We start from the raw sequence: 11,136 nt of genomic DNA, 5'->3' as shown, positions 1-11,136 counted from the left end.
ATTCCCATCGAACTGGACCCGCTGCCCCGCCGCCAATGAACAAGACACTCGAACTGAAGAACGCCAAGCGTACCCCGTTGTTGTTGCTGCTTGCGGCCGCCTGCGTTTTCGTCGTCACCGCTTTTATGCCGCGCGGCATCTGGGTAGACGGCATCAAGGCGATCGCCGAGGCCGCGATGGTCGGCGCGCTCGCCGATTGGTTCGCGGTGGCCGCCCTGTTTCGCCGCGTGCCGATCCCGATCGTCTCCGCGCACACCGCGATCATCCCGAAGAACAAGCACAAGATCGCCGACAACCTCGCTGTCTTCGTGCAGGACAAGTTTCTCGACGTCCCGTCGCTGGTCGGCCTGATCCACCAACACGACCCGGCGCGCAGCATCACCAACTGGCTGACCCAGCCGGCCAACACCGCGCGGCTGGGCGACTACGTCGTCAAACTGACTGGCGGCATTCTCGAATTGACCGACGACGTGCGCATCCAGGTCTTCATCAAGGACGCGCTGCGCAACGTGTTAGCGAAGGTCGATCTGTCGCAATCGCTGGGCGCCATTCTCGACACGCTCACGCGCGACGGCCGCCATCAGGAGCTGCTCGACGCCGGCATCGGCCAGCTGATGGCGCTGCTGCGCGAAGCGCCGGCGCGCGAGTTTATCGCCGAGCGCATCGTCGATTGGGTGAAGAGCGAGTATCCGACGCTGGAGAAGATCCTGCCGTCCGCATGGCTCGGCGAGAAAGGCGCCGAAGCGATTGCCAAAGCCGTGAACCGGATGCTCGAACAGATCAGCGAGAACCCCACGCATCAGTTGCGCCAGAAGTTCGATGACGCGGCGCAGAAGCTGATCGTCAAACTCAAGACCGATCCGGTGTTTCTGCAACAGGGCGAGGAGCTCAAGCGCTATCTGATGGAAGGCGACGCGTTCAGTGCGTACGTGAAAGACCTGTGGGGTGAATTGCGCGCGTGGCTCAAGCGCGATCTGCACAGCAGCGACTCGGCGCTGCACGCGCGCGTCGTTGCGATGGGCCAATGGGTGGGCCGCGAGCTCGCGCACGATCCGGCGCTGCGTCAATCGCTGAACGATCACCTCGAAGAGGCGGCCCGCGCGATGGCGCCGGACTTCGCGCGATTCCTCACACGTCATATCAGCGATACCGTCAAGAACTGGGACTCGCATGACATGTCACGGCAGATCGAACTGAACATTGGTAAGGACCTGCAATACATCCGCATCAACGGGACGATTGTCGGCGGCTTTATCGGGCTGCTGCTGTATGCGAGCTCGCAACTGTTCGAGTTGTTGCGGCTGCACATCGGCTAGGCAATCGGACCGCCGCCCGCCAAAGCGCCTACAATTCGGGCATATGTCTTGCTGAAGCGCTTTGCCTGGACGACGCGTTTCGCGTGCGCGCATGGCCTGCAAAAAACGACGGCGCTTCTCAATCGGAAAGTGTGTTCATGAAAATATCGTTACCGCCGCATGGGCGGCCGAACCGCGTTTACCCGCCGGGCACGCCCAGTCTGCATGGTCTCGCGTCGGTGATCACCGGCGTGGTGGTGGTGTGCGGGCTTTACTTCGGCCGCGCGGTGTTGATCCCGATCACGCTCTCGGTGCTGCTGAGCTTCCTGCTTGCCCCGCTCGTGCAGATGTTGCGGCGGCTGCATATGGGCCAGCTGCCGTCGATCTTCATTGCCGTGCTGTTCGCGCTCGCTTCGTTGCTCGCGCTCGGCGCGCTGATCGGCGCGCAACTGGTGCAACTGGCCGGCGATCTGCCGCAGTATCAGGAGGCGATCGAGCAGAAGATCGAAACGGTGCAGGAAAAGACCGTCGGCCGCGCCGACTCGCTGATGAGCCGCGCCGCCGCGACGCTGCAGCGGGTCGCGCCGTCCAGGCCGAACCCGCCGCGCCCGACCGGCCGGGCCGCGCGCAACGCGCCCGCCGTGCCGCAACCGGTCGAAGTGCATGAGCCGTCGCCGACGCCGATGCAGCTCGCGCAGCGCGCGCTGTCGCCGGCCATCGCGCCGATCGAGACCACCTTCATCGTGCTGGTGGTGACGATCTTCATTCTTCTGCAACGCGAGGATTTGCGCGATCGCCTGATCAGTCTGTTCGGCTCGCGCGATCTGCACCGCACCACCACCGCGATCAACGACGCCGCCGGGCGGCTGAGCCGTTATTTCGTCGCGCAACTGGGCGTGAACCTCAGCGCGGGCGGGGTCATCGCGATCGGCCTCGCGATCATCGGCGTGCCGGGCGCGCTGCTGTTCGGCGTGATCGCCGCGTTGCTGCGCTTCGTGCCGTATATCGGCATCTGGATCGCCGCGATCCTCGCGTTCTTGCTCGCCGCCGCGATCCAGCCGCAATGGACGATGGCGGTCTATACGCTGATCCTGTTCATCGTCGTCGACGTGGTGGCCGGGCAGATCGCCGAGCCGCTGCTGTATGGTCATCGCTCGGGTCTGTCGCCGCTCGCGGTGGTGGTCGCCGCGATCTTCTGGAGCTGGCTGTGGGGGCCGGTCGGCCTCGTGCTGTCGACGCCGCTCACGTTGTGCGTCGTCACGCTCGGGCGTTACGCCGACCGGCTGAATTTTCTCACCGTGCTGCTCGGCGACCAGCCCGCGCTCACGCCCGCGCAGAACTTCTATCAGCGGCTGCTCGCGGACGATCCGCATGAGGCCATCGTGCAGGCCGAGCGCCTGCTGCGCGAGATGTCGCTGATCGACTATTACGACAACGTCGCGCTGGAAGGCCTCAAGCTCGCGCGCAATGATGCGATGCGCGGCGTGCTGATGCCTGAGCAGTTGCAACGGATCAACGAGTCGCTGGTCGATATCGTCGAAAACCTCGAGATCGCCGACGGCCTGCCGGACCGCCTGTTGCGCCCCGAGAAGGCCGACACCGCGAGTGCGCTGCTGGCGTCGGCGGATCTTTCGGAGCGTCATGACAACCCGGTATCAACGCGCCCGCAAGACGGCCACGAGACCGACAGGACGTCTGTGCTGTGCGTGCCGGGACGCGGCGCGTTCGACGAAGTGACGGCCGCGATCGCCGTGCAGTTGCTTGGCCGCCAGGGCCTCGCGCCGCTGATGGCCACGCACTCGGGCTACCGCAGCGCACGCGCCGACGAGCCGAGCTTCAAGGACGCGCCGATCATCTGCATCGTCACGCTCGATGCGCCGGAATCGCCGCCGTATCTGCGCAACATGCTGCGGCGCACGCGGGAATGGCGGCCAAGGGCGACGCTGGTGGTGGCTGTCGGTGGTACGCCGGAGGGCGGTGCGGAACTGGGCGCGACCGGCGCATCGCAAGCGTCGCCGACCTTCCGCGCGATGATCGAAGAATGCCTCGCGGCGGTGAACACGCAGCACATGCGTCAGCCTTCGCATGTGGCTGGGGCGGATTGAGGCGGGCCTTTGCACATTTGTGGTTGAACGGGCGAATGAACGAATCAACGAAGCCGCGGGGCGCGCGTGTGCCTCGCGGCTTTTTTTCGTCGTGCCGGTTTTGCGGCGGCTGCGTGCTGGCCCTGCGGCCCTTGTACCCAAAATGAGGACAGCCCGACATGCGCGCTGCAGCATACTTCGCTATCGATTTGCACCGCCTTTTGCAGAGCTAACCAGCCCCGGCGGGCAATCCCTCGATATCGAAGAACTAGCAACTATCTTGCATGGGATCGGAGTAAGCGCTATGGGACCAGAGTAAGCGCTAAAGCGCTAACTCTGGTCGACACGCTAACTCCGATCGACCGCTTTGCATGGGATCGGAGTAAGCGCTAAAGCGCTAACTCCGATCGACACAGGAGACACGCATGAGCCGCCCCTTCAAACCCTATCCGTTTTCGGCGCGCCACTACGCGGGCGAGGTGCCGTCGCTCGTCGACGGACACGACCCTGTAACGCGAGCCGTGGCGATTGTCGGCGGCGGGCCGGTCGGCATGACGCTCGCACTCGCGCTGGCGCGCCAGGGCGTGCGCTCGGTGCTGATCGAAGCCGACGACGGCGTCTGCACCGGCAGCCGCGCGATCTGCATTTCGCGGCGCAGTCTGGAGATCTTCAAGCGCCTCGGCGTCGTGGGCGCCTTCCTGCAAAAGGGCCTGCCGTGGACCGGCGGCCGCAGCTTCTATCGCGACGCCGAAGTGTTCCGCTTCACGATGCACCATGACGACGAACAGTCGCTGCCGCCGATGATCAACCTCGCGCAATATCAGATCGAGCAGTTGCTGCTCGACGAGGTCGAACGGCATGCCGATCTGATCGAGGTCCGCTGGCAAACCCGCGTGACCGGCATCGAACAGTTGCCCGAAGGCGGCGCCACGCTCGCGCTGCGCACCGGCGCCACCAACGACATCGCGTGGCGGATGCGCGCCGACTGGGTCGTCGCGTGCGATGGCGGGCGCAGCACGATTCGCGACGCGCTCGGCCTCCAGCTCACCGGCACCACGTACGAGGGCCGCTACGTGATCGTCGACATCGAGCTGGACAGCGCGCGCGCCACCGAACGGCTCGCCTATTTCGACCCGCCGTCCAATCCGGGCTCGACGGTGCTCGTGCACAAGCAGCCCGACAACGTGTGGCGCATCGACTATCAGCTGCGCGACGACGAAGACCCTGAAGCCGCCGTACAGCCCGAAAACGTGATGCCGCGTGTGCAGAGCGTGCTCGACTCGATGGGCGAAACAGGCGCGTGGTCACCGATCTGGATCACCGTCTACAAGGCCAACGCGCTGACACTCGAACGCTATCGGCACGGCTCGGTGCTGTTCGCGGGCGACGCCGCGCATCTCGTGCCGATCTTCGGCGTGCGCGGCGCCAATTCCGGTATCGACGACGCCGACAATCTCGGCTGGAAGCTCGGCTGCGTGGTCAACGGCATTGCGTCGCCGCGTCTGCTCGACAGCTATAGCGACGAGCGCGTGTTCGCGGCGCGCGAGAATCTGAGCTACGGCATGAAGAGTACCGAATTCATGGCGCCGCCGTCGTTCGCGTTCGATCTGATGCGCACGGCCGTGCTTGGTCTCGCGCAGCGGCATGCGGCCGTGCGGCCGCTGATCAATCCGCGGCAGACGCATGCGATCGCGTATGTTCAGTCGCCGCTCAACGAAGCCGCCGGCGACGCAGCGGGCCACGCCGACGCGTTTCGCCAGGGCCCGGCGCCCGGCACGGTGCTGCCCGAATGCCGGTTGCTCAAACGTCCGGACGATGGCGCGAGCGTCGCTATCCATCTCACCGATCTGCTTGGGCCCTGCTTCACCGCGCTGCGCTTCGGCGCCGACGCGGCGCAGGACGGCGCGTGGCAGGAACTGCAACGCACGCTAGCCGAACAAGGGATTCCGTTCAACGCGGTGACGCTGGTCATGGGCGACATGCCGGACGCCGGCAGCTCGTATGTGGCCGATCAAACCGGCCGTCTGCACGAGATGCTCGACGCGCGACCCCGCACCGTCTATCTGATCCGCCCCGACGGCCATGTGCTCGCGCGCTGGCGCGACGGCAGCGCGGCGGCCACGCAGCGCGCGTTGAGCGCGACGCTGACGATCTAACGAAGAAGGACTCACATCATCATGACCGATAGCGATCTCGATCTCGTCTACACGACGCTCTGCAAGACCCTCACGGTCGAAGGCGAAGCGCAGGCGCCGCTCTATCTGGCGCGCCTCGCGCTGCTTTGCATGGCCGAAATCGACGACCCGCAGCGCGCGTTGACGTTGATCGAAGCGGCGAAGCTGCCGTCATCGCCTGCGGCGGCGGCATAAGCCAAGGCGAAAAAAAGCCGCCGCCCGATCAACGCGCGGCGGCCTGTTGTTCAGGCGTGCTGCGTCAGTGCCGCGGATACAGGCCCAACGTGCTCGCATGCAGACGCGCGAGACCGAGCAGCGCATCCGTATAAGGCGTCGGCACGTGAGTCAGTTGCCCCAGTTCCCGCACCGCGCCCACCAGCGCGTCGAGTTCGACCGCTTTACCCGCCTGCACATCCTGCAGCATCGACGTCTTCATCGCGCCCAGCTTGAGCGTGACCGCGTGGCGGTCCGCCGGCGCCTGGTCGATCGGAATCCCGAAGCGCGCGCCGATCTCCTTCGCCTCCAGCATGATGCTCGTGACGAAGCCGCGCACCAGTTCGTCGCTGAGAATCCGGTCGGTGGTCGCGCCGGTGATCGCGCTAACCGGATTCATCGTCATGTTGCCCCACAGCTTGTACCAGACGTCGCGCTGAATCTGCGCCGACATCGTCGCGTTGAAGCCGGCCGCGGCGAGCGTTGCGGTCAGCGTTGCGACGCGTTCGCTCGCCCGCCCCGCTGCCTCGCCGACGATCAGCCCATCGCCCTGGTGATGCCGGATGACACCCGGCGCCTCGACGAGGCAGCTCGCATGCACCACGCAACCCACCGTTTGCGCGGTCGGAATCGCGGCGGCGATCGCACCGTCCGGATCGATCGACTTCAGCCGCTGGCCGGCGAAATCGCGCCCGAGTCCGTCGCAGAACCACCACGGCACGCCGTTCATCGCCGTCAGCACGATCGTTTGCGGGCTCAGCAGCGGCGCGATCCGCGCGGCCACCGACGCCATCGCCGGCCCCTTGACGGCGACCACGACGAGATCCTGCGCGCCGAGGTCCGCCGGCTGGTCGCTTGCATTGACCTTCACGGCATGCGTGACGCCGCCTTCGATCAGACGCAAGCCTTCCTGCTGCAACGCGCTGAGCGTTGCGCCGCGCGCCACCACGCCGACTTCGTGGCCGGCCTGCGCAAGCTTCACCCCCATCCAGCCGCCGATCGCGCCTGCGCCGTAGATAACAACTTTCATCGCTTCGATCCTTGAGCCAATTCGTGCATTGATTCGTACGCTGATGCTCGCGTCATTCCTGCGTCAATCCTTATAGCTCGCGTCGATGCGGTCCACTCGCCGCACCAGTGCGTCGAACACATCCTGCCCGGCGCCGTGCTTCGGATCGAACTGCAACGCGTCGCGCGAGCAGCGGATCGCCACCTGTTCCGGCACCGGCCGCGCGCGCCCCATCGCAAACGTCGCCATCTGGATTTCGCACGCGCGATTGAGCGTCCACAGCACCGCGAAAGTTTGCGGCAACGTGTGGCCCCATGCCAGCAAGCCGTGGTTGCGCAAGATCACCGCCTGCTTGTCGCCGATATGTTCGAGCAGGCGCGGACCTTCGTCCGCGTGCACCGTGACGCCCTCGAAGTCGTGATACGCGATACGGTCGTGCAACTGTGCGCTATAGAAGTTGGTTTGCTGCAAGCCGTCTTCCAGACAGGCCACCGCGACGCCCGCCGTGGTGTGCGTGTGCATCACGCAGTGCGCGTCGGGCAAGCCTTCGTGAATCGCCGCGTGCACCACAAACCCAGCCGGGTTCACCGGATACGGCGAGCGGTCGAGCACGCGTCCTTGCGCATCGATCTTCACGAGATTGCTCGCCGTCACTTCGCTATAGTGCAGCCCGAACGGATTGATCAGGAACTGCCGCTCCCCGCCGCTCACGCTCGCGGGCACCCGCAACGTGATGTGGTTGTAGATCATCTCGGTCCAGCCGAGCATGTCGAAGATGCGATAGCACGCGGCCAGTTGCACGCGCGCATGCCATTCGTCCGGATGCATGGCGAGGGTCTTTGGCGCGCTCGCCGGTTGCTTTTCAGCGGTTGTCATCAGGGTCTCCAGGTTATCGTTCTACCGGTGCGGGAAGTCGCCGTTACGCGCCCGGCACCACCGCCGCTATCGACGACGCCACATAGCCGGCATTGCGTTCGTTCAGGCCCGCCACGCACATGCGCCCCGAACGCAGCACGTATACCGCGTATTCGCTGCGCAGGCGTTCGACCTGGCTTTCGCTCAGACCGGTATAGGTGAACATGCCGCGCTGCGCGACGTAACGCGCGCGCATCACTTCGTCGACGCGGCCCGCGAGTCCCGCGTGAATCGTGCCGCGCATCGCGAGAATCCGCTCGCGCATGGTGGCGAGTTCAGCTCCCCAGGACGCGCGCAACGACGCATCGGCGAGTACATTGGCCACCAGCCGCGCGCCGTGCGTGGGCGGATTGCTGTAGTTCGCGCGCACCGTCGACATCAGTTGGCCCAGCACGCGGCCCGCTTCCTCCGCGCTTTTGCACACCACGCTCAACGCGCCGCAGCGTTCGCCATACAGCGAGAAATTCTTCGAGAACGAATTCGCGGCGATCAGCGGCACGCCCGCGTCGGCCAGCAAACGCACGCAGGCGGCGTCTTCTTCGAGGCCTGCGCCGAAACCCTGGTAGGCCATGTCGACAAAAGCGATCAGCTTGCGGCGCTGCAAGACCGGCACCAGCTCCGCCCATTGCGCCGCGCTCAGATCGACGCCGGTCGGATTGTGGCAGCAGGCGTGCAGCAGCACGACGCTGCGCTCGGGCAAGCGGCCGATCGTGTCGATCATGTCGGCGAAACGCAAGCCGCCCGTTTGCTCGTCGTAGTACGGATAGGTGTTGACGGTCAGCCCCGCGCCTTCGAACACCACGCGATGGTTTTCCCAGCTCGGGTCGCTGATCCAGATCTGCGAGCCCGGGAAGTAGCGCTTCAGAAAATCGGCGCCGACCTTCAGCGCGCCCGAGCCGCCGATGGTCTGCAACGTCGCGATCCGGCCCGCGGCGCGCGCCTCGCTGTGCGCGCCGAACACCAGCGCCTGCGCCAGGTCGCGATATAGCGGCAGCCCCGCCATCGGCAGATACGGGCGCGGGCCGATCGCGCCGAGCAGCGCGGTCTCGGCGCGGCGCACGGCGTCCATCACCGGCAGCTTGCCGGCGTCGTCGAAATAGATGCCGATGCTCAGGTTGACCTTGTTCGGCCGGGGGTCCAGTTGGAAATCCTCGTTCAGGCTGAGAATCGGGTCGCCCGGATAGGCGGGAATGTGGTCGAACATGGCAAGTCCTTGAATGCGGCCTCGAGGGGGCCTCGATGTGGCCTCGATGTGGCCTGGTCCCAAGCTGATGATGAGCTGAGTTGCGGACGACAGGGCTAATCGGAAGTCTAAGCGGGTTTCGGTTGATGCGTCGACCGGGGCGAGTGTCGGCCACGGCCTCGCGACACACAATCAATTGATTTTTCACGATTCGTAAGTTTTTCTTTAGAATCGCCTGATGCCACTCACCCGCGTCACCATCCGTCAGTTCGAAGCGTTTCTTGCGATCGTCGATCTGCATAGCATCGGCGCGGCCGCGGAACGGCTCGGCCTGACCTCGTCGGCGGTCAGCCAGTTGCTGGCCGAACTGGAAACGGAACTCGGCTTCCGGCTGTTCGACCGCACGACGCGGCGCGTCAATCTGTCGAGTGCGGGGCAGGATTTTCTGTCGTCGGCCGAATCGGTGCTGCGCCACGTGCGCGCCGCCGCGCAATCCGCCGACGACATCCGCAACCGCGCCGCCGGCATCGTGCGGGTCGGCGCGCCGCTGGTGCTGGCGGCCACCGCGTTGCCCGCGGCGATCGCCGACTATGCGCGCGACAAGCCGAAGGTGGTCGTGCGTATTTGCGACACTGTGGTCGAGCAACTGGTGGAGCGGGTCGAGAGCGGCGACGTGGATCTCGCGATCGGGCCGGACCGGCAAAGCGGCGCGCGCGTGCGTTGCGATCCGGCGTTCGCGAGCCCGTGGGTGATGTGGTGCGCGTCGACCCATCCGTTGAGCACGCGGCGCCGCGTGCAGTGGCAGCATTTGCGCGACGTGCCGATCGTCGCCACCGGCCGCGATCACGAGCGCGCCGTCGGGCAGATGCTGGCCAATCTGCCGGTCGAAGCCCGCATCATTCCGGTGGACGTGGTAGACAACGTCACCACCGCCTTCGGCCTCGCGTCGCAGGGCCTGGCCGTGACGCTCGCTCCGGCTTACGTCGCGCCGCTGGCACGCACGTTCGGGCTGGTGATGAAGCGCATCGTCGATCCGGAAAGCATTCGCGAGGTCTGCGTGTATCGCTCGACTGAACGCGCGCTGTCGCCGCCCACGGACGGGTTCGCGGATTTCGTCATGCCGTGGCTGAAGCGCTGGGATCGCGAGACTCAGGCCGATGCGCGGGCAAAGCGCGCATAGCGGCTGAAAACGACGGCCGACTTGCACAACGCAATGCGATGCAATGCGAGCGACAGTTCGGCTTGCAGGCTCAGCCCCGCTCCGGCTGCACACACAACGCGAACAACTGCCGCTGGCTGGAGATACCGAGCCGGGCGTAGGCGCGCTTCTGATACGTGATAACGCTCGCGGGCTTGACGCCCATTTGCGCGGCGATCTCGGCGGCGCTCGCGCCGTCGAGCGTGCCGCGCAGCACATCTAGCTCGCGCGGCGTGAGTGCCGGACACGCGCGTCGAACCCGCGCCAGCATCGCCGCCGCCGACCCTTGCTGATGCTGTCCGTTAAGCGCGTAATGGCTTTTCGCGGCATGCGCGAACAGATGCGCGACGCTTTCGACGTGCTCCAGCTCGCCCGGCGCGAAACTGCCATATGCGCTGTCACGATACAGATTGATCGACAGCCAGACGCTGTCCATCGGTTGCACCAGCAGCGACAACCGGTCGGACACGTTGGGCTGCGCATAACAGGCCGCGCGATACGCTTCGTTCTCGATCTCTTCGCTGCGCTGCTGATGCAGCACCAACGCGTCGCGAGCAGGCGCGATAGGCGCACCGCCGATGATCGCGCGGTTGCCGTCGAGCGCATAGAAGTGCGTCGCGTAGCGGTCGGCGACATCGCGCAGAAACCGGCCGCCGCGATGATCCGCAGCCGAGACGGTGCGCGGCCGCGCGTCGAACTCGTACGCGAAGATGGTGCACTGCGAAACGGGCAGCGTGTCGCCGACGGTTTTCAGAATGCTCGCGGCGAGCGCGTCGGCGTCGGGGTGCGAGATCGACATGACAAGCTCGGTCGCACGCGCGGTGCTGATCTGCGCGCTGCGGTGCGGTGGAGCGATGCGCCAGGAACGCATGATGGGATTCGGGTCGCCCTGCGTGGATTCGGTTCCGGCTAGCGTAGCACAGCGGAACCGGCGGGCGGCAACGTCACCATCCTTCAGCGGCGTGCGCAATTCGGGTTCGGGCGCGCCAGTGGAAAGCCCGGTCTAACGCGCAATCAGGAGGCAGCAAGCGATCTACCCACAAGTATCTGGACGCCCTTCGCGGC

General features: G+C 65.7%; 9 protein-coding genes. 5 read left to right on the top strand and 4 right to left on the bottom strand.

The genetic code is table 11. The features are described 5' to 3' along the window. The first annotated feature begins 35 nt into the window (after window positions 1–35). The 4 genes from HV744_RS12710 (at window position 36) to HV744_RS12695 (ending at window position 5,748) form a co-directional block, all read left to right on the top strand. Window positions 36–1,316, top strand: coding sequence for a DUF445 domain-containing protein (locus HV744_RS12710; protein ID WP_175149860.1), 1,281 nt, complete (start codon window positions 36–38; stop codon window positions 1,314–1,316). Window positions 1,317–1,453: 137 nt separating this feature from the next. After that, the gene (locus HV744_RS12705) at window positions 1,454–3,400 is read left to right on the top strand and encodes an AI-2E family transporter (protein ID WP_175149859.1); all 1,947 of its coding nucleotides are present in this window, start codon (window positions 1,454–1,456) and stop codon (window positions 3,398–3,400) included. A 404-nt stretch (window positions 3,401–3,804) separates the two neighbouring features. Continuing rightward, the gene (locus tag HV744_RS12700) at window positions 3,805–5,535 is read left to right on the top strand and encodes an FAD-dependent oxidoreductase (protein ID WP_175149858.1); all 1,731 of its coding nucleotides are present in this window, start codon (window positions 3,805–3,807) and stop codon (window positions 5,533–5,535) included. A 21-nt stretch (window positions 5,536–5,556) separates the two neighbouring features. Further along, complete coding sequence (locus HV744_RS12695; RefSeq protein ID WP_175149857.1) at window positions 5,557–5,748, top strand: hypothetical protein; 192 nt, start codon at window positions 5,557–5,559, stop codon at window positions 5,746–5,748. A gap of 64 nt (window positions 5,749–5,812) precedes the next feature. On the opposite strand, the gene HV744_RS12690 is transcribed toward HV744_RS12695, so the two are convergent. From HV744_RS12690 to HV744_RS12680, 3 genes are all read right to left on the bottom strand, one after another. Next, complete coding sequence (locus HV744_RS12690) at window positions 5,813–6,796, bottom strand: 2-dehydropantoate 2-reductase (protein ID WP_175149856.1); 984 nt, start codon at window positions 6,794–6,796, stop codon at window positions 5,813–5,815. 63 nt (window positions 6,797–6,859) lie between these two features. After that, complete coding sequence (locus HV744_RS12685; RefSeq protein WP_175149855.1) at window positions 6,860–7,651, bottom strand: class II aldolase/adducin family protein; 792 nt, start codon at window positions 7,649–7,651, stop codon at window positions 6,860–6,862. A gap of 43 nt (window positions 7,652–7,694) precedes the next feature. After that, window positions 7,695–8,894 (bottom strand): amino acid aminotransferase, encoded by a 1,200-nt coding sequence (locus HV744_RS12680; RefSeq protein ID WP_175149854.1) that lies wholly within the window; start codon window positions 8,892–8,894, stop codon window positions 7,695–7,697. 217 nt (window positions 8,895–9,111) lie between these two features. On the opposite strand from HV744_RS12680, the gene HV744_RS12675 reads away from it, so the two are divergent. Then, complete coding sequence (locus tag HV744_RS12675; protein ID WP_175149853.1) at window positions 9,112–10,053, top strand: LysR family transcriptional regulator; 942 nt, start codon at window positions 9,112–9,114, stop codon at window positions 10,051–10,053. 70 nt (window positions 10,054–10,123) lie between these two features. On the opposite strand, the gene HV744_RS12670 is transcribed toward HV744_RS12675, so the two are convergent. Further along, window positions 10,124–10,942, bottom strand: a complete 819-nt coding sequence (locus HV744_RS12670; protein ID WP_175149852.1) for a helix-turn-helix transcriptional regulator — start codon at window positions 10,940–10,942, stop codon at window positions 10,124–10,126. Between the last annotated feature and the right edge of the window lie 194 nt (window positions 10,943–11,136).

The sequence above is a fragment of the Paraburkholderia ultramafica genome (genome assembly GCF_902859915.1).
GTDB classification, from domain to species: Bacteria; Pseudomonadota; Gammaproteobacteria; order Burkholderiales; family Burkholderiaceae; genus Paraburkholderia; species Paraburkholderia ultramafica.
The sequence above is the reverse complement of the archived record's forward strand: the minus strand, read 5'-3'. Positions and strand labels throughout refer to the sequence as shown.